17 protein-coding genes are annotated in these 21,886 nt (G+C 72.3%); 6 read left to right on the top strand and 11 right to left on the bottom strand.

The genetic code is table 11. From position 1 onward, the window contains the following. Nucleotides 1–28 precede the first annotated feature (28 nt). Both ABZ078_RS09820 and ABZ078_RS09815 read right to left on the bottom strand, forming a co-directional pair. Nucleotides 29–1,855 (bottom strand): hypothetical protein, encoded by a 1,827-nt coding sequence (locus tag ABZ078_RS09820; protein ID WP_356573435.1) that lies wholly within the window; start codon nucleotides 1,853–1,855, stop codon nucleotides 29–31. Nucleotides 1,856–2,056: 201 nt separating this feature from the next. Further along, a complete protein-coding gene (locus tag ABZ078_RS09815; protein ID WP_356573433.1) occupies nucleotides 2,057–3,442 on the bottom strand; it encodes a transcriptional regulator in 1,386 nt (461 codons plus the stop codon). 318 nt (nucleotides 3,443–3,760) lie between these two features. On the opposite strand from ABZ078_RS09815, the gene ABZ078_RS09810 reads away from it, so the two are divergent. The 3 genes from ABZ078_RS09810 to ABZ078_RS09800 all read left to right on the top strand — a co-directional run bounded on the left by ABZ078_RS09810 (nucleotide 3,761) and on the right by ABZ078_RS09800 (nucleotide 6,846). Further along, nucleotides 3,761–4,423, top strand: a complete 663-nt coding sequence (locus ABZ078_RS09810; RefSeq protein ID WP_356573431.1) for a bifunctional DNA primase/polymerase — start codon at nucleotides 3,761–3,763, stop codon at nucleotides 4,421–4,423. A gap of 63 nt (nucleotides 4,424–4,486) precedes the next feature. Continuing rightward, nucleotides 4,487–5,257, top strand: a complete 771-nt coding sequence (locus tag ABZ078_RS09805) for an ABC transporter ATP-binding protein (RefSeq protein ID WP_356573429.1) — start codon at nucleotides 4,487–4,489, stop codon at nucleotides 5,255–5,257. After that, a complete protein-coding gene (locus ABZ078_RS09800; protein ID WP_356573427.1) occupies nucleotides 5,254–6,846 on the top strand; it encodes a transporter in 1,593 nt (530 codons plus the stop codon). The genes ABZ078_RS09805 and ABZ078_RS09800 overlap by 4 nt, the downstream gene beginning before the upstream one ends. A 24-nt stretch (nucleotides 6,847–6,870) precedes the next feature. Here ABZ078_RS09800 and ABZ078_RS09795 read toward each other — a convergent pair whose 3' ends face one another. Together ABZ078_RS09795 and ABZ078_RS09790 are read right to left on the bottom strand one after the other, a co-directional pair. Further along, nucleotides 6,871–7,740, bottom strand: coding sequence for an alpha/beta hydrolase (locus ABZ078_RS09795; RefSeq protein ID WP_356573425.1), 870 nt, complete (start codon nucleotides 7,738–7,740; stop codon nucleotides 6,871–6,873). A 697-nt stretch (nucleotides 7,741–8,437) separates the two neighbouring features. After that, nucleotides 8,438–9,130, bottom strand: a complete 693-nt coding sequence (locus tag ABZ078_RS09790) for an iron dependent repressor, metal binding and dimerization domain protein (RefSeq protein WP_019753883.1) — start codon at nucleotides 9,128–9,130, stop codon at nucleotides 8,438–8,440. Nucleotides 9,131–9,371: 241 nt separating this feature from the next. On the opposite strand from ABZ078_RS09790, the gene ABZ078_RS09785 reads away from it, so the two are divergent. Then, on the top strand, nucleotides 9,372–10,127 hold the full coding sequence (locus tag ABZ078_RS09785) for an SIS domain-containing protein (RefSeq protein WP_356573423.1): 756 nt from the start codon (nucleotides 9,372–9,374) through the stop codon (nucleotides 10,125–10,127). Nucleotides 10,128–10,181: 54 nt separating this feature from the next. On the opposite strand, the gene ABZ078_RS09780 is transcribed toward ABZ078_RS09785, so the two are convergent. Together ABZ078_RS09780 and pdxH are read right to left on the bottom strand one after the other, a co-directional pair. Beyond that, a complete protein-coding gene (locus ABZ078_RS09780) occupies nucleotides 10,182–11,621 on the bottom strand; it encodes a PAS domain-containing protein (RefSeq protein WP_356573422.1) in 1,440 nt (479 codons plus the stop codon). A 467-nt stretch (nucleotides 11,622–12,088) separates the two neighbouring features. Continuing rightward, complete coding sequence (gene pdxH / locus ABZ078_RS09775) at nucleotides 12,089–12,757, bottom strand: pyridoxamine 5'-phosphate oxidase (protein WP_356573420.1); 669 nt, start codon at nucleotides 12,755–12,757, stop codon at nucleotides 12,089–12,091. 322 nt (nucleotides 12,758–13,079) lie between these two features. Between pdxH and ABZ078_RS09770 the strand changes: the two genes are divergently transcribed. Both ABZ078_RS09770 and ABZ078_RS09765 read left to right on the top strand, forming a co-directional pair. Further along, nucleotides 13,080–14,180 (top strand): citrate synthase 2, encoded by a 1,101-nt coding sequence (locus ABZ078_RS09770; RefSeq protein ID WP_356573418.1) that lies wholly within the window; start codon nucleotides 13,080–13,082, stop codon nucleotides 14,178–14,180. Nucleotides 14,181–14,432: 252 nt separating this feature from the next. Continuing rightward, on the top strand, nucleotides 14,433–15,836 hold the full coding sequence (locus ABZ078_RS09765) for a serine/threonine-protein kinase (protein ID WP_356573417.1): 1,404 nt from the start codon (nucleotides 14,433–14,435) through the stop codon (nucleotides 15,834–15,836). 58 nt (nucleotides 15,837–15,894) lie between these two features. Here ABZ078_RS09765 and ABZ078_RS09760 read toward each other — a convergent pair whose 3' ends face one another. Genes ABZ078_RS09760 through ABZ078_RS09740 form a run of 5 tightly spaced genes read right to left on the bottom strand, consistent with a single transcriptional unit; the run spans nucleotide 15,895 to nucleotide 21,880 of the window. Then, nucleotides 15,895–16,518 (bottom strand): TetR/AcrR family transcriptional regulator, encoded by a 624-nt coding sequence (locus tag ABZ078_RS09760; protein ID WP_356573415.1) that lies wholly within the window; start codon nucleotides 16,516–16,518, stop codon nucleotides 15,895–15,897. Then, nucleotides 16,506–17,240 carry an enoyl-CoA hydratase family protein gene (locus ABZ078_RS09755; RefSeq protein WP_356573413.1) on the bottom strand — a complete coding sequence of 245 codons (735 nt, stop codon included), beginning with the start codon at nucleotides 17,238–17,240 and terminating at the stop codon, nucleotides 16,506–16,508. Before ABZ078_RS09755 ends, ABZ078_RS09760 begins: the two co-directional genes overlap by 13 nt. Beyond that, entirely contained in the window at nucleotides 17,237–18,814 is a 1,578-nt protein-coding gene (locus tag ABZ078_RS09750; protein ID WP_356573411.1) for a 4-coumarate--CoA ligase family protein, read from the bottom strand. Before ABZ078_RS09750 ends, ABZ078_RS09755 begins: the two co-directional genes overlap by 4 nt. Nucleotides 18,815–18,849: 35 nt before the next feature. Beyond that, nucleotides 18,850–19,983, bottom strand: a complete 1,134-nt coding sequence (locus tag ABZ078_RS09745; protein ID WP_356573409.1) for an acyl-CoA dehydrogenase family protein — start codon at nucleotides 19,981–19,983, stop codon at nucleotides 18,850–18,852. Nucleotides 19,984–20,038: 55 nt separating this feature from the next. Continuing rightward, nucleotides 20,039–21,880, bottom strand: coding sequence for a biotin carboxylase N-terminal domain-containing protein (locus ABZ078_RS09740; RefSeq protein WP_356573407.1), 1,842 nt, complete (start codon nucleotides 21,878–21,880; stop codon nucleotides 20,039–20,041). Nucleotides 21,881–21,886 lie beyond the last annotated feature (6 nt).

Raw genomic sequence — 21,886 nt, 5'->3', positions numbered from 1 at the left:
GGCCCTTCCGGGCGGTCACGGGAGCCCGCTAGAGCTGGGTCGGCTGGCGCTGAGTCAGGCCGTACTTCTCGGCGATCGTGTTCCACAGCTGCGCCGCCGTCTTCTTCTGCGCGCTCGCGGTGCCGCTGGCCCGGTTGCCGGCCTGGGTCTGGCCGGTGGTGCGGGCCTGGCCCTTCTTGCAGAGCTGGCCCTTCTTGGCCGCGACCTGGTCCGCCCACGCCGCGTAGTGGTTGTCGGCGGACGCCGACGCCTTCCATGCCTTGTTCAGCGCGCTGGTCAGCGCGCTGTGGTCGGGAAGCCGGTCGACGGCGAGCTTGGACAGATCGGTGACCAGCTGGTCGCGCTGCTTGGCCGCGTCGCGCAGGTCCTTGGCGGCCTGAGCGAGATTGTCGCAGGACTTGACGTCCGCCACCGCGTTGATCACGGCGGTACGGCTGTCCCCGCTGTCGGCCAGCAGCTTGTCCAGGGCGATCGCCTGCCGCTCGGCCGGGTCGGCGGACGGCGAGGGGGAATTGCCCTCGGTCGCCGGGGCCGTGGCGGAGACGGGCCGGTTGTCGGTCTTCTGCTCGTCCCCGCTCCCGCCGGCGAGCAGCGCGCCCGCGCCGATGCCGAGGGCGACGATGCCGACGCCGACGCCGGCGAGGAGCGGCACCTTGGAGCTCTTGCGACCGCCGCCGCGACCGCCCCGGCCGCCGTCGCCCGGGCCGTATCCGCCGGGCGGGCCGGGCGGGAAGTACCCCGCCTCGTGCGGGCCGGGCCGCTGCGGAGGCGGCTGCTGGAAGCTCGGCATCTGCTGGGTGGCCGCGGCCGGGGGCTCGCCGCCCGGCTCACTGCGGAAGAGGCTGTCGAAGTCGGAGAGCGGCTGCCGCTGCGGCCCGCCTCCCGGCTGACCGGTGACGGGCGGGAGGTACTGCGTGGCCTCCGCGTCGCGACCCGAGGCCGGCGGCATCGGTCCGGCACCGCCTTGAGGCGCGGCGCCGCCGCGTCGCCGGGCCCGTCCCAGGATCTGCGTGCTCTCCGCGGGCGCCTCGGGCGGCAGCGGCCCCGGCCCCACCGGCGGGAGGTACTGCGTGGCGCCTTCGTCGGCGGCGGGCGCGGGCGGCGCGGGGGGAGCGGGGGACGCGGGGGACGCGCCGACGGGCGGTATGTAGCGCGTGGCCTGGTCGTCCGCGCCCGCAGGGGCGGCGCTGACCGGCGGTATGTACTGGGTGGCGCCTTCGTCGGCCGGCGGCAACGGCGCCCCGAAGCCACCGGCACCGGCACCGGCACCCGGGTGCGGCAGGGGCGCGTGAGGAGCGCCGTGCGCGGCGGGGGCGGGGGGCAGGGGCATGCCGGAGCCCGGGGCGGCGCCCTGCTGAGCGGGCGGCAGCGGTGGCGCCGACGGACCGCCCTGGCCGTACGACGGTTGCGGCGCGGGCATCGGTGAGCCGGCCGGGGTGCCCTGGCCGTACGCCGGCGTGCTCGGCGGCACGCCCTGCGCCCCGTTCCACGGGGCCGGCGCCTGCGCCTGCTGCGGTGACTGCGGCTGCGGCTGGTACTGCTGGTCCTGCCCGGCCCAGGACTGGCCGGGCTGCTGCGTCCCCCAGGCCTGGCCGGGCGCGACCGACGGCGAGGGCGGGTTCTGGTTCTGGTTCGGGTTCTGGTTCTGGTCGGGTCCCCACGGGGTGCCCCACGCCTGGCCGCCGGGCGGTGCCGAGGGCGGGGGCGCCGGCGGCGTGGCCGGTACCGACGTGGGCCGGCCGCCCTGCCCGCCCGTCATACCCGGCAGCAGCGGCTCACCACCGTCGGAGGGCAGCACGATGCCTTCGCGCGCGGGCCGCGCCGAGGGCTCCTCGCCCTGTCCACTCTGCGTCACCGGGACTCCTACGAATGGGGGACCTTCGGAATTGTCGGCTCACGCTACCGGGTCCTCCGTTCCGGGTGCTACGCAGTCAAGGACCTGACCTGCGTCCCTGTGACCTCCGTAACAACCCGGTCCCCCCATCCGCTATATACGCCCTCCCTTCACGCCGGAGCCTTCATTTCCCTGTCGTTCACGCCGCCGTACCCCCTGGTTTCACGCCGCGGCCTGGAGGTCCAGTCGCGCCCCGAACTCCCTTACCACCGGCTCGTCCCGGTACGGCTCCAGCCGCTGCTGGAAGTCCTCCAGGTACTCGGCGCCCCGGTTGGAGCGGAGCGTCTCCAGCAGTTCCACGGCCTTCAGGCCGGTGTGGCAGGCCTGTTCGATCTCGCGCTGCTGCACCTGCGCTGTGGCGAGGAGCACATAGCCGATCGCGCGGCGCCGCGCCTTCGTCTCCGGGAGCCCGGCCAGCGACTCCTCCGCGCGCCGCGCCGCCGCCTCGGCCTGGCCGAGGTCGCGATGGCAGTGCGCCAACTCGTCGGCGAGGTAGGCCTCGTCGAAGTGCGTGATCCAGGCCGGGTCGTCCCCGGACTCCGGCTCCGCCGTCTCCAGCGCGGTGACGGCCCGCCCGGACGCCACCTGGGCGGCCCGCGCGTCGCCCATCAGGGCATGCCCGCGCGCCTCGGCCGCGTAGAACATCGCCTCCGCGCGCGGGGTCACGCGCCCCCGCGCCCCCTCCTGCGCCGCCCGTGCCAACTGCGCGATCTCACGCGGGTTCCCGAGCTGCGCGGCGAGGTGGCTCATGGACGCGGCCAGCACATACCCGCCGTACCCGCGGTCACCCGCCGCCTGCGCCAGCCGCAGCGCCTGGATGTAGTACCGCTGCGCGAGCCCCGGCTGCCCCGTGTCGACCGCCATGTACCCGGCGAGCTCGGTCAACCGCGCCACGGTGGCGAAGAGTTCCCGCCCGACCGCTTCCCGGTACGAGCCGGCCAGCAGCCCGGAGACGACGCTGTTGAGGTAGTGCACGACGACCGGGCGCACATGTCCGCTGCCGTACTGGTGATCAAGATCCACGAGCGCCTGCGTCATCGCGCGCACGGCCGCCACGTCGGACTGCCCCACACGCGGCCCCGCCGAGCGCGCCACCTGCGAGTCGGGCGACGAGATCAGCCAGTCGCGGCTGGGCTCGACGAGCGCGGACGCGGCGACGGACGAGCCGGACAGGAAGTCCCGGCGCCCGACGTCGCTGCGCCACAGCTCGCAGACCTGCTCGATGGCCCCCAGTACAGTCGGCGAGAACTGGAGACCGACGCCCGATGCGAGATTCTTGCCGTTGGCCATGCCGATCTCGTCGATCGTGACCGTACGGCCCAGTTTGCGGCCGAGTGCCTCCGCGATGATCGCCGGCGCCCGCCCGCGCGGCTGCTGTCCGCGCAGCCAACGGGCCACCGAGGTCTTGTCGTAGCGCAGGTCGAGGCCGTGCTCCGCGCCGCACATGTTGACGCGGCGGGCCAGCCCTGCGTTCGAGCAACCCGCTTCCTGGATGAGTGCCTGCAGCCGTTCGTTCGGCTGTCGCGCGACGAGAGGCCTTGCGGCCATGGCGTACCCCCTGTGGCTGCGGTGCCTGCCCACGCACCGAGTTGACGTGTCTTCCACGTGCCGGATCGGGATCGACGCACCGGCGGTGCGCCGAAAGGAACCGGCCGTGAAGATCAATGCCCCGTCGGCATACCGAAAATGCGAGGCTTGCGAGGATTGCCGGGGTAACGGCGGAAGCCGACCCCACATGGGGCTACCCAGCCGCGGCCACGGATCCTCCCGCGCGCCCCCACCCATGCACCCATGCGCCCCAGAAGAGGAATCGATGCTCCTCCCCCGCGCGCGCCGGCCCCGTAACTCCAGGTGGGTGCGGGAGTTGTGTTCAGCGTGGAAGAGACGATCCCGGCCACCGAAGCCGCACAGATTCCGAAGCAGCGCGGGGAAACGCTGCTGGATACCGCCGTTCGCTATGCCGAGGAGCGCCACTGGGACGTGTTCCCGGGGACCTGGCTGGAAGCCGTCGACGGGGTGCAGCACTGCTCCTGTGGCGATGCCGCGTGCCCCGCGCCCGGCGCGCACCCCACGCGCCCGGACTGGGCGACGCAGGCGACGGGGAGCGCGACGGTCGCGCGCCGGATGTGGCAGAAGCAGCCGAACGCGTCGATCCTGCTGCCGACGGGACGGACCTTCGACGCGATCTCCGTCCCGGAGACGGCCGGCTTTCTCGCGCTGGCCCGCATGGAGCGGATGGAGCTGACGCTGGGGCCGGTGACGTTGGCGCCGGACGGCCGGATGCACTTCTTCGTGTTGCCGGGCGCCTCGGTGAAGGTGCCGGAACTGGTGCGGAAGCTCGGGTGGTCGGTGGCGTCGCTGGACCTGGTCACACTGGGCGAGGGGGCGTATGTGGCGGCGCCGCCCACGCGGTTCGGGTCGCGGGGGGCCGTGCAGTGGGCCTGCCGGCCGACCCCGGCGAACCGGTGGCTGCCGGACGCGGAGGAGTTGATCTCGCCGCTCGCCTACGCCTGCGGCAGGGATCGGTAGAAGCGCCCGCTCATCTGTCCGGTTGATCGTCAAACCGCCCCGCGCCCCCTTAGGTTGGCCTTCATGACGTCGGCCGTAAGTGTGCGTGGGCTCTGGAAGCGGTTCGGGCAGCAGGTTGCTGTCGCGGGGATCGATCTGGAGTTGCCTGCCGGGAAGTTCATCGGGCTCGTCGGTCCCAACGGAGCCGGCAAGACCACCACTCTCTCCATGGTGACGGGGCTGCTGCGGCCCGATCAGGGGTCCGTCGAGGTCGCCGGGCACGACGTGTGGCGGGACCCCGTCGAGGTGAAGGCGCGGATCGGAGTGCTGCCGGAAGGGCTCCGGCTTTTCGAGCGGCTCTCCGGACGGGAACTGCTCGCGTACTCGGGACGACTGCGCGGGCTTCCCGGGGCCGAGGTCGACAAGCGGGCCACCCAGCTGCTCGACGTGCTCGATCTGGCGGGGGCCCAGCACAAGCTCGTCGTCGACTACTCGACCGGTATGCGCAAGAAGATCGGGCTCGCGAGCGCGCTCCTGCACAATCCCGAAGTGCTGTTCCTGGACGAGCCGTTCGAGGGCGTCGACCCGGTCTCCGCCCAGACCATCCGGGGCGTGCTGGAGCGCTACACGGCCTCCGGCGCGACCGTCGTCTTCTCCTCCCACGTCATGGAGCTCGTGGAGTCGCTGTGCGACTGGGTCGCCGTCATGGCCGCCGGGCGCATCCGGGCTCACGGGCCCCTCGCCGACGTACGCGGGGAGGCGGCCTCGCTGCAGGAGGCGTTCCTCGCACTCGTCGGCGCGAACGGCCGCGACGCCGGAACCGAACTGGACTGGCTGGGCGGCGGGGCGCGATGAGCACCGAGATCACCGCAGTCGTCGTACGGCTGAAGCTGTCGCTGCTCAGGAACGGGCTGCGGCAGTCCGGCGGGCGTCGGGCCGCCTACATCGCCTCGGCCGTCACGGTGCTGATCTTCGCCGCGCTGCAACTCCTCGGGCTGATCATGCTGCGCGGCACCGCACACGCCGACTCCCTGGTCGTCCTGCTGGTGGCGGTGCTCGCGCTGGGCTGGGCCGTGATGCCGCTGTTCTTCCCCGGCGGGGACGAGACCCTCGATCCGACACGGCTGGTGATGCTGCCGCTGCGGCCCCAACCGCTGGTGCGGGCCCTGCTCGTGGCCTCGCTGGTGGGGATCGGTCCGCTGTTCACGCTGTGTCTGCTCGTGGGTTCGGTGATCGCGCTCGCGCGCGGCGGGTTGGCCTACGTCGTCGCCGTCGTCGGCGTCGCCCTGGCGCTGCTGGTGTGCGTGGCGTTCGCGCGGGCGGTCGCCGTGGCCAACATCCGGCTGCTGACCAGCCGGAAGGGACGCGATCTGGCGGTGCTGAGCGGGCTGGTCATCGCGATCGGGGCGCAGGTCGTGAACTTCGGGGCGCAGCGGCTGGGTTCCTCGGGGCTGGCCCAGCTCGATCCGCTGGCGGACGTGCTGCGCTGGGTGCCACCGGCGTCCGCGATCGGTGCGGTGGAGTCGGTGAGCCAGGGGTCGTACGGCACCGGGCTCCTGCAACTCGCCTTGAGCGCGGCGGCTTTGGTGGCGCTGATCGGCGTGTGGTCGCGGCATCTGACGCGGCTGATGACCTCACCCGACGGCTCCACGCTCCAGGCGGCCACCGAGGGCGCCGTACGGGAACGGGCCTCGACCGGGCCGGCCCGCTTCTGGCCGGCCGGCCGCACCGGCACCGTCATGGAGCGCAGTCTGCGCTACGTCTGGCGCGACCCGAAGACCAAGGCGGCCTGGGTGACCTCGCTCGCCATCGGCCTGATCGTGCCGCTGTTCAACGCCTTCCAGGGCACCGGCTCGATCTACTTCGCCTGTTTCGCCGCCGGGATGCTCGGCATCCAGATGTACAACCAGTTCGGGCAGGACACGTCCGCGTTCTGGATGGTGGCGATGACGATCTCGTCCCGTCGGGACGCCTACGTCGAGCTGCGCGGCCGGGCGCTGGCACTGCTGCTGATCACCCTGCCGTACGCCGTGCTCGTCACCGTCCTGACGACGGCGCTCCTCGGCGACTGGCACAGACTCGCCGAGGTGCTGGGCCTGTCGTTCGCCCTCCTCGGCGCGATGCTGGCGACGGGCGCCTGGACGTCGGCCCGCTTCCCGTACTCCATCCCGCAGGAGGGCTACAAGAACGTCGCTCCCGGTCAGACCGGCCTCGCCTGGATCTCGATCTTCGGCGGGATGATCGCGGCCTCCCTGCTGTGCGCCCCCGTCATCGCGGTGACGATCTGGCTGCACGTGAGCGACGGCGGGGATGCCTGGACGTGGCTGCTGCTGCCGGGCGGGGCGTTGTACGGGACGGCGATCACGCTGCTGGGGCTACGGCTGGCGGCGCCGCGCACGGCGGGCCGCCTTCCGGAGATCCTGACGGCGGTGAGCAGGGGGTGACGGGGCCGGGCACCCGGCCCCGTCTCATGTGGTGAGAACCGCGTCCAGGAAGGGCTCGATCGACGCGCTCCACCCCTCCGGCTGGTCGTAGTGCACCAGGTGACCGGCGTCGGCCACCTCCGCGTACTCCCCGCGAGGCAACACCCGCACCATCTCCTGCGCCTCGGCCCGCCCCAACTCCCCGTCCAGCCCGCGCACGACCAACGCGGGGCACTGAACCTGCGCCAGCTCCTCCCAGTGCGCGTCGTACACCCATGTCTCCCGGGACGCGAGCATCTGCTCCGGCTCGAAAACGGGCCGCCACCCGTCCTCGCACTCGTGCATCACCTCGGCGTAGAACTCACCCCGGGCGGGATTCGGCCGCTCGACCCAGGGGTCGTCCTCACCGAACCACTTGCGTACGTCGGCCAGCGTGGCGAAGGGGACGGGCCAGGACTTGAACCAGTCCTCCCACTCCCGCTGCGAGGCCGCGCCGAGCGCGGAGGCCCGCATGTCGCAGAGGATCACGCCGCACACCAGGTCGGGCCGCTTGGCGGCGAGCTGCCATGCGGTCAGCGCGCCCATGGCGTGGCCGATGAGGACGGCCGGGGCGAGGCCCAGCTGTTCCAGGGCGGCCTCGGCGTCCTCGACGTACGCCTCACGTGTGAAGGCGGCCCGCGCGGGTTTGTCGCTACGGCCGTGGCCGCGTTGATCCAGCGCCACGGCACGGTGCCGCTCGGCGAGCCGGCGGGCGGTGGGGGCCCAGTGCGAGGCCCGGCCCATCAGGCCGTGCAGTAACAGGACACCCGGGGAGCCGTCGTGTTCCTTGGCCGGGTCGGTCTTGGGAGGGTCGCCGAACTCCCAGGCCGCGAGACGTACGCCGCCTGTCCCCGTCACGTCGATGCGTCGCGCCATTCGTCCTGGCACCCCCCTAGCTCCGCTCGGACCGATCGCTCCCGCTCGAGCCGGCCGGTCCCGTGAACAGCGTCCTGCCTGCCTTGCCTGCCGTATCTGCCGTCGCCCGCTCGGGCGCCGCGCGCCACCTGCGCGGCACGCGTGGTGGATGCCCTCGCACGCGATGTGCATGTCCTGTGTGTCCGACGTGATCTTATGCGCACATTCCATCAGCGCACGCTCCGCGCGGCCCGTCACTCCGCAGAGTATCGAACTCGCATTCGAAAATGCGGTCTCGCCGGACAACACCCCTCATTCGAGTGACCCCCCTCAAGGATTGATCGGCACTGCCGAGGGGAGATCTTCAGCGGGAGGCGGACCGCTCGGGGAAAACGGTCCGAGGGGGATGACCCTGAGAGCTCGGGGCTCCGGGTCAGCACAGGGGAGGACAGGCCCCGGCGCCGTAAGGCGCCGGGGCCCTCTCCACGATCACGGCACATCCGCCCGCCCCCTCCCCGGCCGGTCGATCGCCGTCGACCACGCCAAGAGCCCTCAGGTCATATGCCTCACGCGACAGCCTCGCACGCGAAATGTCCGAGCGCTGCGATTCGGTGCACTGGATCTTGGATTCGACGCGCTCGGCGCATCACCCCAACTCCCAATGCTTTACCGGGAGTTGAGCGGAAGAGAGACCCAGCGAGGTACAGACGCCGCCGGCTCAGCGCTTCGCGACGAACACATGGGAGGCCACGTCCGCCTCCAGCTCCGCCGCCTCGCCACCGCTGCCCACCAGGACACCACCCGCCGACTCGGTCACGCTCACCACCGAGCCGGGCTGCACGCCCGCCCGCCGCAGCGTGTACATCAGCTGCGCGTCGGTCTGGATCGGCTCGCCGATACGGCGCACGACGACCGTCTTGCCCTCGGTGCCCGGGTCGAGGTCGGCCAGCGAGACCATGCCCTCGTCCAGGAACGGGTCGGCGCCGTCCTTCTCGCCGAGCTCCTCCAGGCCCGGGATGGGGTTGCCGTACGGCGACTCGGTCGGGTGCCGCAGCAGCTCCAGCACGCGCCGCTCCACGGCCTCACTCATCACGTGCTCCCAGCGACACGCCTCCGCGTGCACCTGCTCCCACTCGAGCCCGATCACATCGACGAGCAGACACTCGGCGAGGCGGTGCTTGCGCATGACACGGGTGGCCAGGCGCCGCCCCTCGTCCGTGAGCTCCAGATGCCGGTCGGACGCCACGGACACCAGCCCGTCACGCTCCATCCGCGCCACCGTCTGGCTCACGGTCGGCCCGCTCTGGTCCAGCCGCTCGGCGATCCGGGCGCGCATGGGGACCACACCTTCCTCCTCAAGCTCGAGGATGGTGCGGAGATACATCTCCGTGGTGTCGATCAGTCCGGACATACGTGCCCCTCGATTAGCTCTGCGATTAGCTCAGCCGGAAGCGAGACAGCTCCACGGCGCGTGCGCTGGCCCTGCAGTCAATTCTGCCGGATACCACTGACAACCGTGCCGCGCCGTGGAAACCAGCCGGTTACCGCGGCCGGTACCGCACGCAGCCCGGCCGTATTGACACCGCACTGGTCCAGACCGCACGGTGATCCGCGACACACTCCCACCGACAGCCACCCCGGGAGGGCCCCGCATGAGCGACAGCAAGCCGGCCGACCAGTTCTTCGACGCCGCGATCGGACTGCTCCAGCGGGTCCGTGACGACGAGGCCGAGAACATCGAGGCGGCCGGCACCCTGCTCGCCGACACCGTCGCCGCCGGCGGCCGACTCTTCGCCTTCGGCGCCGGTCACTCCTCCCTCGCCGCCCAGGACATCGTCTACCGGGCCGGCGGCCTCGCCCTGATGAACCTGCTCGCGGTCCCCGGCGTCGTGGGCGTCGACGTCATGCCGGCCACCCTCGGCTCCGCCCTGGAACGCGTCGACGGCCTCGCGAGCGCCGTCCTGGACAGCTCGCCCCTGCGCGACGGCGACACCCTCGTCGTCATCTCCCTCTCCGGGCGCAACGCCCTCCCCGTGGAGATGGCCATGAACGCCCGCGCCCGCGGCGTCAAGGTCATCGGCGTAACCTCGGTGGCGTACGCCTCGCAGACGAAGTCCCGCCACGCCTCGGGCACCTACCTCAAGGACCACTGCGACGTCGTCCTCGACTCCAAGATCGCGATCGGCGACGCGGAACTCACCCTCGACACCATCCCGGCCCCCTTCGCCCCCGCGTCCACGGTCGTCACCACGGCCCTCCTCCAGGCCGTCATGGCCACGGCCGCCGCCTCCCTGGCCGCCCGCGGCATCGAGCCCCCGCTCCTGCGCTCCGGCAACGTCGACGGCGGCCACGACTGGAACAGCCGGGTGTTCGAGAAGTACGGCGACCGGATCTTCTACCGGCGCTGAGGGACGTTCGGGGGCCGGCCCGCCGCTGCCCCACCCGCGCGGCCGGCCCGCCCGCTACTCCCGTCCCACCGCCGCAGCCAGATCCAGCGCGGACGCGATCCGTACCGCCACGTCCTCCGCGTACACCGCGTCGGCCCGCTCGAACGCGCTCCGCCCGGCCCCCCGCAGAAACGTGACGACCCCCAGCGTCCGCCCCCGGCTGCGCAGCACCGCGCACAGCGCGTGGACGGTGTCCGCCGGCCACTGCCGGCCCACCGCCCACTCGCGCGCCCGGTCCGACGGGACGTTGCCCGCGTCGGCCCGCACCGACCCGGTTCGCGCCACGCACTGCAGCGCCGGGTGACCCTCGCCGTACCGCACCGGCAGCCCGGCCTCCCCGCCGAGGAGGCTCGGTCCCGGCGCCCCGGAGGGCGTCACGGCGACGCGCACCAGCCGTACCGGCTCCGCCGCCTCCGCGTCCCTGACCGCACCACCCGCGACCCGGTCGATCAGCGCGTGATCGGCGAACCCGGCCAGCGCGAAGTCCAGATGCACGGTCGCCGCCTCCGCGGCGTCCTCGCACTCCGCGGCGGCCCGGGCCGCCCGATGCAACTGGTTCGTGCGGAACCGCAGCAGCGCCGCCTCCTGCTCCCCCTGCTTGGCCTCGGTCACGTCCTGGAAGATCCAGCCCACACCCAACGGCACCGGCTCCTCCGCGAGCGGCGAGGCCAGCCGTACGAATCCGCAGCGCCAGCACCGGCGCCGCTCACCCTCCGGCGTCCGTACGCTCACCCAGATCTCCGCGGGCGCGGGCGGCGCGCCCTCCGCCAGCACATGGGTGAGCGCGCTCTCCAGTTCCTCGACCCCCTGGGCAAGCAGGTCCCCGAGGGGCCGGCCGAGGACGGAGGTGCGGCCGATGCCCAGGGCGCGCGCGGCATGGGCGTTCACCACCGCCGGCCGTAGATCGACGTCGACCAGCACCACACCCCACGAGGCGTCCTCGAACAGCGCCTCGCTCAGCGCGATGGACCGCTCCAGATCGATCTGCGTGTGCACCTCGCTGAAGGCGCAGTACACCCCGGCGGGCTTTCCCTCCGGCCCCCGTACCGCCGCCGACTGCGTGCGTACGAGCACCCGCCCGCCGTCCTTGGTCAGCAGGGCGAACTCGTGCACCTGCCGCCCGGGGGCCCGCATGGCGGACATCAGCCGCCCCTCGACCTCCTCGGCGTCGGCCTCGCGCACCGCCCACCCGGCGAATCCGTGCCGCCCCACGGCCTCGGCCGCGCTCCAGCCCAGGATCCGCTCCGCCTCGCGGTTCCAATGGGTGACGACCCCGTCCGCGTCGAAGGCGCACAAGGCCGCGTCCATGCCGTCCAGCAGCGCGGCCAGCAGATCCGAGCCGCCCGCCGAACCCTCCGCACCAGCCGCCGAACCGTCCGGACCGCCCCGACCGTCCCGCTCGGGCTCGTCCGGCCCCAGCTCGTCGGTGGTCCCACTACGCCGGGAAGCACTCACCTGGACCCCCTGCCAAGCTGCGTCCGCACGTACGACGCGTCCGTTCGCTCACCAGCAATCATCTAACTGGAACGTGACGCAGCGCACACCAAGTTCCCCAAGATTGAAGGAATCGTTGTACGAGCGGTTGTGCGGCCTCGGTCTGGGTGACCAGCGCGGATACGGACACGGAAAAAAGCGGTTGATCGGGGGCCGACCGCTTCTTAGTGTGTGGGGCACACGAGAAGGGAGGTGGTTCGGCAGATGTATGAGAACCGGACGCGTGAGGTGGCTGCGGGCTAGCGGCCCGTCACCCCACCCAGTGCGGTGCCGGACCAGCACGTGACGGATGCGTGCAGCCGGCCCAATCCCAAGCAGTCACCCGACCCGCGAGCTCGCCGGCACGTCCGGCCGGCTCCCCCCGTCACCGACGGAGGGACCCGAGCTCGCGGGTCGTCTGCATGTGCGGCCCTCAGAGCGACATCGGCTCAGGGGCAGAGCCGCTCCACCCGCCAGCTCCCGTCCTGCTCCGCCACGTACCGCAGCCGGTCGTGCAGCCGGTTCTCGCGCCCCTGCCAGAACTCCACCGTCTGGGGTGCCACCCGGAAGCCGCCCCAGTGCGGTGGCACCGGCACCTGCTCACCCTCGGGGTAGCGCGCCGCCAACTCCGCGTAGGAGGCGTCGAGTTCGGCGCGGGACGGGATGACGGTGGACTGTGGGCTGGCCCAGGCGCCGAGCTGGGAGCCGTGCGGGCGGGTGCGGAAGTAGGCGGCCGTCTCGTCGCGGCCGGTGCGCCGCGCCACGCCCGTGACGATGACCTGCCGGGCCATGGGGTGCCAGGGGAACAGCAGGGAGACGTACGGGTTCTCGGCGAGGTCGCGGGCCTTGCGGGAGTCGTAGTTGGTGTAGAAGACGAAGCCCTGCTCGTCGAACTGCTTCAGCAGCACCGTACGGGAGCTGGGCCGCCCCTCGGCGTCGGCGGTGGAGACGATCATCGCGTTCGGCTCGAAGAGGTGGGCCTGAGCCGCGGCCTGCTTGAACCAGCGCGCGAACTGTTCCACGGGAGTGGCGGCGAGGTCGTTCTCGGCGAGGCCCTCGGCCCGGTACTGCTTGCGCATCGCGGCGGGGTCGAAGGGGGCGGCGGCTCGGTCGGTCACGCGGTCATCTTGCCGTATGCGACCGGCGCTCCCTACGGAGCGGTGTCCTTCGTCACTGCCTGGCACTGAGTGCCGCAAGGCCTCCCCAAAGGTGACACTCGGGGATATCGTGCTGATGCCGGTGCGGTTGGATGACCGACAGCCGCACGGGGCATCACAGGGGTACGCCCCGGACCGCGAGTCCGCCGAGGCCCGGCGTCCACAGAGCCCGGAAGCCGAGTCCGTGACCGTGGATCCACCAGGCGTACGCCATCTCCGCCGACCGACATGTGGTCGTCCCACCCGCAAACCATCTGTCGCCCACCTCACGAGGAGCCGCCTGATGTCCGACTTCGTACCCGGACTCGAAGGAGTCGTCGCGTTCGAGACGGAGATCGCCGAACCGGACAAGGAGGGCGGCGCCCTGCGATACCGGGGCGTCGACATCGAGGACCTGGTCGGTCACGTCTCGTTCGGCAATGTCTGGGGGCTGCTCGTCGACGGGGCCTTCCGGCCGGGTCTGCCGGCCGCCGAGCCCTTCCCGATCCCCGTGCACTCCGGCGACATCCGCGTGGACGTCCAGTCCGCCCTCGCGATGCTGGCGCCGGTGTGGGGTCTGAAACCGCTCCTGGACATCGACGAGGAGCAGGCCCGCGAGGACCTGGCCCGGGCCGCCGTGATGGCCCTCTCCTACGTGGCCCAGTCCGCGCGCGGGCAGGGCCTGCCCATGGTTCCGCAGCGCGAGATCGACAAGGCCCAGTCCGTCGTCGAACGGTTCATGATCCGTTGGCGCGGCGAGCCCGACCCCAAGCACGTGGCCGCGGTCGACGCCTACTGGACGTCCGCCGCCGAGCACGGCATGAACGCGTCCACCTTCACGGCCCGCGTCATCGCGTCCACCGGCGCCGACGTGGCCGCCGCGCTCTCCGGCGCCGTGGGAGCCATGTCCGGCCCGCTGCACGGCGGAGCCCCCTCCCGCGTCCTGCACATGATCGAGGAGATCGAGCGCACCGGCGACGCCGAGGCGTATGTGCGGCAGACCCTCGACAAGGGCGAGCGTCTCATGGGCTTCGGCCACCGCGTCTACCGTGCCGAGGACCCGCGCGCCCGGGTCCTGCGGCGCACCGCCCGGGAGCTCGGCGCGCCGCGCTTCGAGGTCGCCGAGGCCCTGGAGAAGGCGGCCCTGGAGGAGCTCCACAACCGGCGTCCGGACCGGGTCCTGGCCACGAACGTGGAGTTCTGGGCGGCCATCGTCCTGGACTTCGCCGAGGTCCCGGCGCACATGTTCACGTCCATGTTCACCTGTGCCCGTACGGCGGGCTGGTCGGCGCACATCCTGGAGCAGAAGCGCACCGGCCGCCTCGTCCGCCCGTCCGCGCGCTACATCGGGCCGGGCCCGCGCGACCCGCGCGCGATCGAGGGCTACGCCGACATCGCGCGCTGATCCACCGCGCGCTGATCCACCCGACCTCTCCGGCGGGCCGGTCATCACGCGGGGCGTATCAGCTCCGCGTGATGCCGCTCGGCGGCCGGCCGGGCCGCCGCTGTCCATGCCGGAGAGTCGGCATACGGAAGTGACTGATCCGCTCCGCCAGTATGCTGGTGCGGCTGCGGCACCCCCCACCATCACCCGTTCGCACGCGGTGAGTTAAGGCCTCGGCGATCGTGACGTCCCACGGCATGAGGATGAGAACAGGTGCTGATAGCGGATCGCTACCGGCTGCACGAGTCGATCGGGCGCGGTGGGATGGGGGAGGTCTGGCGGGCGTACGACGAGGCGCTCGCGCGGCAGGTGGCCGTCAAGCTCCTGTTGCCGCAGGACTCCGACCCCACCGCCACGTCCCGGTTCCGGCTGGAGGCGCAGACCGCGGCGCGGATCGACCACCCGAACGTGGTCGGCGTCCGGGACTTCGGTGAGTTCGACAACCAGCTCTACTTGGTGATGGAGCTGGTCGAGGGCGACAGTCTCGCCCGGGTGCTGTCGCAGTCCGGGGCGCTGCCCGCCGAGCGCGTGGCGCGGATCGCCGCCCAGGCCGCCGCGGGGCTGGCCGCCGCGCACCGGCAGGGCATCGTCCACCGGGACATCAAGCCCGGCAACCTGCTCCTGGACGCGGACGGCACCCTCAAGATCGGTGACTTCGGGATCGCCCGCTTCCTGGATGATCCCGGCGCCGCGCTGACCGCGACCGGGCAGATCGTGGGCACGAGCCTCTACCTGGCGCCCGAGCGCGCGCTGGGCAAGCCGGCGGGCCCGGCTTCCGACGTGTACGCCCTGGGCTGCGTGCTGTACCAGTTGCTGACCGGCCGCCCGCCGTTCCAGGCCGACACCGCCGTCGCCATCCTGCACCAGCACCTCGACGCCGTGCCCGTGCCGCCCCGCGAGCTGGGCGTCCCCGGTCTCCCGCCCGCCTTCGAGAGCTACCTTCTCGGTCTGCTCGCCAAGGACCCCGAGCACCGGCCGGCCGCCCAGCAGGCCGCCGACTGGTTCGCCGGCGGCGCCTGGCAGGGCCGCCCCGAGCCACTGCCGGACGCGACGGCGCCGACCGGGCGACCGGCGGTCGCCTCGGCGTCCGCGCCCGGGTCGCAGCAGGTGGGGGAGACCAGCAATCCGACCACCTACATGCTGCCGTCCGCCCAGGGGACGGCGTCCACCGGCCGTCCCCGGCCCCAGTCCCAGTCCCGGTCCCGGTCCGGGAGCCGGTCCGGGAGCCGGTCGCTGACCGGGTCTCGGCGCGCGGTCGTCACGGCCGCGGGAACGGTGCTTTTCGTGGCCGCGATGCTTCTCGGCATGCTGTGGTTCTCCCCCGACAACACCGCGGCGGAGGACACGAAGTCCGAGCCACCGCCCAGCACGAGCGCCTCCACGTCCTCGTCCCCGCAGCCGTCGAGCCCTTCCCCGACGGTCTCGCCGACGGTCTCCCCGACTCCGGCCGCGGAGACGAGCGTGCCGCGGGACGAGCAGGGGGACGAGCAGCGGGAACAGCGCGAACAGGCGCAGCGGGAACAGGACCGGGAGCGGCAGCGAGAGCGGGAGCGGCAGCGAGAGCTTCAGAAGCAGCGCGAGGCGCAGCAGGACGACGACGGCGAGGAGGACGACTGACGGCCGGCGGAGCCCGCCGCTGAGAACGCCTCAGCCCGACGTCCTCAGCCCGACGTCCTCAGCCCAGCGCCTCCTCCAGCAGCGCCGCCCACTGGGTCACCACCCGGTCGCGGCGGGCCGTGTCGTCGGTGAGGAGGTTGGCGAGGCCGAGGCCGCGGGCCATGTCGAGGAGGCCCTGGACCGTCTCTCGTACGCCGGGGCGGGATTCGTCCGCGCTCAGGAGGTCCACCGCTGTGCGATGGGTCTCGCGGCCGACGCGGGCCTCCAGTTCGGTGACCCTCGGCCGCAACTGCTCCTCGTTCGAGGCGGCCACCCACAGGTGCAGGGCGGCGCGGAACAGCGGGCCGGTGTAGAGGTCGACCAGCGCCGACACCACCGCCCGGCGGTCCCCCGCCGCGCCCTGCGGGAACAGGGCCCGCAGGGCCGTGGAGCGTTCCTCGGCGACGTACTCGACGGCGGCCGTGAACAGGTCCTCGCGGGTCGGGAAGTGGTGCTGGGCGGCGCCGCGCGAGACGCCGGCGCGTTCGGCGACGACAGAGACCGTGGAGCCCGCCCAGCCGTGTTCGGCGAGGCAGGCCACGGCGGCCTCCAGGAGCCGTCGCCGGGTGGCGCGGCTGCGGTCCTGTTTGGGCACGCGGTCCGCTCGGTCCACGCGGTCGCCGACTGCGCTCACACCGCCCATTCCGGATCCCGTCTTTCGAGGAAGGCCGTCATCCCCTCGCGGGCATCGGCGGAGGAGAACAGCCGGGCCGAGAGCGCGGTCAGGTCGGCCGCGTCCCGGTCGAAGGTTTCCAGCACCTTAGCCGTGAGCAGCGCCTTCGTCTCGGCCAGGGCCTGGGGCGCGGCCCGGCGCAGGCCGTCCAGGACGGGGGCCAGCACCTCGTCGACGTCCTCGCCCTGCGTCGTGATCAGGCCGATGCGGGCCGCCTCCGGCGCGGTGAGGCGTTCGCCGGTGAGGTAGTAGCGGGCCAGGGCGCGGGGGTCGGTGCGGGGCAGTAGGGGCAGCGAGATCACCGCGGGGGCGACGCCTGTGTGGACCTCCGTGAAGGCGAAGGTGGCCGCGCTGGACGCCGCGGAGATGTCGCAGGCGGCCAGCAGGCCGAGGCCGCCCGCGCGTACGTGGCCGGTGACGCGGGCGACGACGGGTTTGGGCAGTTCCACGAGTTGCCGGAGCAGCGCGACCAGTCCGTCCGGGGGCGGCGGGTCGCGCAGGTCCGCGCCCGCGCTGAACGTGTTGCCGGTGTGGGTGAGGACGATCGCGCGTACGCCGGCGTCCTTGCCGCAGTCGGTCAGTGTGTCGGCGAGCTCGCCCACCAGGGCCGCCGAGAGCGCGTTGCGGTTGTGCGGGGAGTCCAGGGTGAGGGTCTCCACGGCACGCGCGCGTGTCCGGCCGACCAACGTCATGTGCCCTCCTTGAGCGCCTTCAGTTCGCGGCGCAGGATCTTGCCGGAGGCGGCCCGCGGGACGCCGTCGATGAAGGTGACCTGACGGACGCGCTTGTACGGGGCGACGCGTTCGGCGACGTACATCATGACCTCTCCTTCGGAGAGGTCGGTCGCGGACGGCTGGCGGACCACATAGGCGTGCGGGACCTCGTTGCCGTCGTCGTTGCAGACGCCGGTCACCGCCGCGTCCGCGATGCCGGGGTGGGTGAGCAGGAGGGCTTCCAGTTCGGCGGGGGCCACCTGGAAGCCCTTGTACTTGATGAGTTCCTTGACGCGGTCCACGACGAACAGCCAGCCGTCCGCGTCCACGTGCCCCACGTCGCCGGTGTGCAGCCAGCCGTCGGGGTCGATCATCGCGGCGGTGGCGTCGGGGCGGCCGAGGTAGCCCTTCATGACCTGGGGGCCGCGGATGAGGATCTCGCCGGACTCCCCGACGCCGAGGTCCTTGCCGGGATCGTCGAGGGAGACGACGCGCATCTCGGTGCCGGCGATGAGTTTGCCGACGGTTCCGGCGGGGGCGTCGTGCATGGCGGCCAGGGGGACGACGTGGGTGCCGGGGGACAGTTCCGTCATGCCGTACGCCTGGCCCACGGGCGGCAGGCCGAGGCGCTGCGCGCAGGCCGCCGCGAGCTTCGCGTCCAGGGGCGCGGCGGCGCTGATGATGTACTTCAGGGACGACAGGTCGTACTGCTCGACCAGCGGGTGCTTGGCGAGGGCCAGGACGATCGGCGGGGCCACGTACAGGCCGGTGATGCGGTGGTTCTGGATGGCCGCGAGGAAGGTCTCCAGGTCGAAGCGGGGCAGGACGACGACCGTCGCGCCCAGCCTCAGGGGCGCGTTCATCAGGGCGGTGAGGCCGTAGATGTGGAAGAAGGGCAGGACGGCGAGGATGCGGTCGCCGGGGCCCGCCGGGACGGCGGGTTCGAGCTGGGCGAGGTTGGTGGCGATCTGTCGGTGGGTGAGCATCACGCCCTTGGGGATGCCGGTGGTGCCCGACGAGTACGGCAGGGCCGCCACGTCCGCGACGGGGTCGATGTCGACCTGTGGTTCGGGGGCCGTGGAGGCGAGCATGTCGATGAGCGACCGGTGTCCGGGCGCGCTGTCGCAGACGAAGATCTCCCGTACGCCGCCCGCGAGTTCGGCGGCCCGGCGTGCCGTCTGCAGCAGCGGTGAGACGGTGACGATCCAGCGGGCCGCCGAGTCCTTCAGCTGCTTGGCGAACTCCTCGGGCGTGGCGAGCGGGTGCACGGTGGTGACGGCGGCCCCCGCGCGCGTGGCGGCGTAGAACGCCGTGGGGAAGGCGATCGTGTTGGGGCTGTGCAGGGCGAGGACGTCGCCCTTGCGTATGCCGGCCTCGGCGAGGGCGGCGGCGACGCGCCGGTGGAAACGGTCGAGTTGCGCGTAGGTGAGGGTGGTGCCGTCCGTGCCGTCGAGGAGCGCGGGCGCGTCACCGAACTCGGCGGCCCGACCCAGCACGGCCTCATGGATGGGGAGTTCTACGGCCGGGACGTCTGCGTACTCGCTGCGGAACATCGTTCCTCCTCGCGACTGGCACCACATGGTGCCGGTCAGTACGACTTGGGCAGGCCAAGGGTCTGGTGGGAGACGTAGTTGAGAATCATCTCCCGGCTCACCGGAGCAATACGAGACACGCGCGCGGCGGTTATCAGCGAGGCGAGGCCGAACTCGCGCGTCAGGCCGTTGCCGCCGAGGGTGTGCACGGCCTGGTCGACGGCCCGCACGCATGCCTCGCCGGCCGCGTACTTGGCCATGTTGGCGGCCTCCCCCGCACCGGTGTCGTCACCGGTGTCGTACAGGCAGGCCGCCTTCTGCATCATCAGGCGGGCCAGTTCGAGGTCGATGTGCGCCTGGGCGAGGGGGTGCGCGATGGCCTGGTGGGCGCCGATGGGGGCGTTCCAGACGGTGCGGTCGCGCGCGTACTCGACGGCACGCGCGAGGGCGTACCGGCCCATGCCGATCGCGAAGGCGGCCGTCATGATGCGTTCGGGGTTGAGGCCGGCGAAAAGCTGGAGGAGGCCGGCGTCCTCGTCGCCGACGAGCGCGTCGGCGGGGAGCCGCACGTCGTCGAGGGTCAGCTCGAACTGCTTCTCCGCCGCGTCGAGCTCCATGTCGATCTGGCGGCGCGTGAAGCCTTCGGTGTCGCGCGGGACGACGAACAGGCAGGGCTTGAGGCGGCCGGTGCGGGCGTCTTCGGTGCGGCCGACGATGAGGGTGGCGTCCGCGATGTCGACGCCGGAGACGAAGACCTTGCGGCCGGTGAGCAGCCAGTCGGCTCCGTCGCGGTGAGCCGTGGTCGTGATGCGGTGGCTGTTGGAGCCGGCGTCCGGCTCTGTGATGCCGAAGGCCATGGTGAGGGTGCCGTCGGCGAGGCCGGGAAGCCAGCGCTGTTTCTGGGCTTCCGTGCCGAAGCGGGCGATCACCGTGCCGCAGATCGCTGGGGAGACGATCATCATCAGCAAAGGGGCGCCGGCCGCGCCGAGTTCTTCCAGGACGATGGAGAGTTCGGCTGTTCCGCCGCCTCCGCCGCCGTGTGCCGCCGGCAGGTTGACGCCGAGGTAGCCGAGCTTGGCCGCCTCGGACCAGAGTTGCTCTCGGTCGAAGTTTCGGCCGTGGCGTTTGCCGAGGGCGGATACTGCGGACCGTAGGGCTTTGTGTTCTTCGGATTCGAGAGTGGGGGGCATGGGACTCCTTCCGAGTGCGGGTCGTGTGTGGCTGGTCGCGCGGTTCCCCGCGCCCCTAGGTTTCTCGCACTACCGCCAGCAGCGCGCCGACCGTCACCTGCTGGCCGGGTACGACGTGCAAAGCGCTCAGCGTGCCTGTGACCGGCGCCGAGATCTTGTGCTGCATCTTCATCGCCTCCAGCCACACAAGAGGCTCTCCGGCCCGTACAGCGGCTCCTGGGGTCAAGCCCTCGGCGACTCGTACGACCGTCCCTGGCATCGGCGCGAGCAGCGAACCCGGCGCGTGCTGGGCCGTCGGGTCGGGGAAGCGGGGTAGCGCGGTGAGCCGCGTGGCATTGACGTGGATGTCGTCGCCGTACCTCGCGACGTCGAACTTCCTTCGTACGCCGTCCACTTCGAGTACGACGAGACGCGCGTCGGCGTGCACGACCCGCACCCCGTCGGCCTCGAGGCCCGCCCGCGTGTGCCGGTAGCGGGCCTCGTGCTCCTCGCCCGCTGCCGCGTACCGCTTGACCTGCGGCTGGGAGGGGACGTTGCGCCAGCCGCCGAAGCGGGAGCGGCCGTGGGCGTCGGCGAGGGCGGCGGCCAGGGGGGCGTGCGGGTCCGGAGTGGCCCTGGTCAGGTCGGTGAGGTGGCGGTCGTAGAAGTCGGTGTCCATGCGGGCGGACGTGAACTCCTCGTGGCGCAGTGAGCGGACGAGGAGGTCCCGGTTGGTGAGCGGGCCGTGGATGGTCGCCTGTTCCAGGGCGCCCGCGAGTTTACGGATGGCTCCCGCGCGCGTGGGGGCGTGGGCGACGAGCTTGGCGAGCATCGGGTCGTAGTGGACGCCGATCTCGTCGCCGTCGGTGAAGCCGGTGTCCAACCGGACGCCCTCGGGTACGGCGAAACGGTGCAGGGTGCCGGTCTGCGGGGCCCAGTCGCGGGCCGGGTCCTCGGCGTAGAGGCGGGCCTCGACGGCGTGGCCACGCGCGCGTGGCGGGTCGTCGGCGAGGGCGTGGCCTTCGGCGATGCGGATCTGTTCCGCGACCAGGTCGATGCCGAAGACCGCTTCGGTCACGGGGTGTTCGACCTGGAGGCGGGTGTTCATCTCCAGGAAGTGCGCCTTGTCACCGGCCACCAGGAACTCGACGGTGCCGGCGCCGACGTAGTCGACGGCCCGGGCGGCCCGTACGGCCAGTGCCTGCAGCTCATCCGCCAGGTCCTCGGCGAGCCCGGGCGCCGGGGACTCCTCGATCACCTTCTGGTGGCGGCGTTGGAGGGAGCAGTCGCGGGTGCCGAGCGCCCAGACCGTGCCATGGGTGTCGGCGAGGATCTGCACCTCGACGTGGCGGCCGTGCTCGATGTAGGGCTCGACGAAGACCTCACCGTCCCCGAAGGCGCTCGCGGCCTCGGCACGCGCGCTCTGCAACGCGCCGTCGAGTTCCTCCAGGCGGCGAACGATCCGCATCCCGCGCCCTCCGCCGCCGGCGGCCGCCTTCACCAGCACGGGCAGGTCGGCCTCGGTCACCTCGCCCAGGGGCTCCAGCCCCATCAGCTCCTTCGCCCGCGTCTTGGACGCCATCGCCTCGATCGCCTCCGGGGGCGGGCCGATCCAGACGAGCCCCGCGTCGAGGACGGCGCGTGCGAAGCCGGCGTTCTCGGAGAGGAAGCCGTAGCCGGGGTGCACGGCGTCCGCGCCGGCCGCCACGGCCGCCTTCACGATCAGGTCGCCGTCCAGATACGTCGTGGAGGGCGCCGCTCCCGGCAGCCGTACCGCCGCGTCGGCCACGCGCGTGTGGAGGGCGTTGGCGTCGGCGTCCGAGTACACGGCGACCGTCCGGATTCCCAACCCACCGCAGGTGCGGAAGATCCGGCAGGCGATCTCGCCCCGGTTGGCGACGAGCACAGAAGTGATCACTGGAAG

The sequence above is a fragment of the Streptomyces sp. NPDC006385 genome (assembly GCF_040612485.1).
GTDB lineage: Bacteria > Actinomycetota > Actinomycetes > Streptomycetales > Streptomycetaceae > Streptomyces.
The sequence above is the reverse complement of the archived record's forward strand: the minus strand, read 5'-3'. Positions and strand labels throughout refer to the sequence as shown.

Bases quoted from the DNA above. Each gene is read 5' to 3' on its own strand.
- ABZ078_RS09815 (WP_356573433.1), bottom strand. From the start codon at position 3,442: ATGGCCGCAAGGCCTCTCGTCGCGCGACAGCCGAACGAACGGCTGCAG.
- ABZ078_RS09805 (WP_356573429.1), top strand. From the start codon at position 4,487: ATGACGTCGGCCGTAAGTGTGCGTGGGCTCTGGAAGCGGTTCGGGCAG.
- ABZ078_RS09800 (WP_356573427.1), top strand. From the start codon at position 5,254: ATGAGCACCGAGATCACCGCAGTCGTCGTACGGCTGAAGCTGTCGCTG.
- ABZ078_RS09795 (WP_356573425.1), bottom strand. From the start codon at position 7,740: ATGGCGCGACGCATCGACGTGACGGGGACAGGCGGCGTACGTCTCGCG.
- ABZ078_RS09790 (WP_019753883.1), bottom strand. From the start codon at position 9,130: ATGTCCGGACTGATCGACACCACGGAGATGTATCTCCGCACCATCCTC.
- ABZ078_RS09785 (WP_356573423.1), top strand. From the start codon at position 9,372: ATGAGCGACAGCAAGCCGGCCGACCAGTTCTTCGACGCCGCGATCGGA.
- ABZ078_RS09770 (WP_356573418.1), top strand. From the start codon at position 13,080: ATGTCCGACTTCGTACCCGGACTCGAAGGAGTCGTCGCGTTCGAGACG.
- ABZ078_RS09760 (WP_356573415.1), bottom strand. From the start codon at position 16,518: ATGGGCGGTGTGAGCGCAGTCGGCGACCGCGTGGACCGAGCGGACCGC.
- ABZ078_RS09755 (WP_356573413.1), bottom strand. From the start codon at position 17,240: ATGACGTTGGTCGGCCGGACACGCGCGCGTGCCGTGGAGACCCTCACC.
- ABZ078_RS09750 (WP_356573411.1), bottom strand. From the start codon at position 18,814: ATGTTCCGCAGCGAGTACGCAGACGTCCCGGCCGTAGAACTCCCCATC.
- ABZ078_RS09745 (WP_356573409.1), bottom strand. From the start codon at position 19,983: ATGCCCCCCACTCTCGAATCCGAAGAACACAAAGCCCTACGGTCCGCA.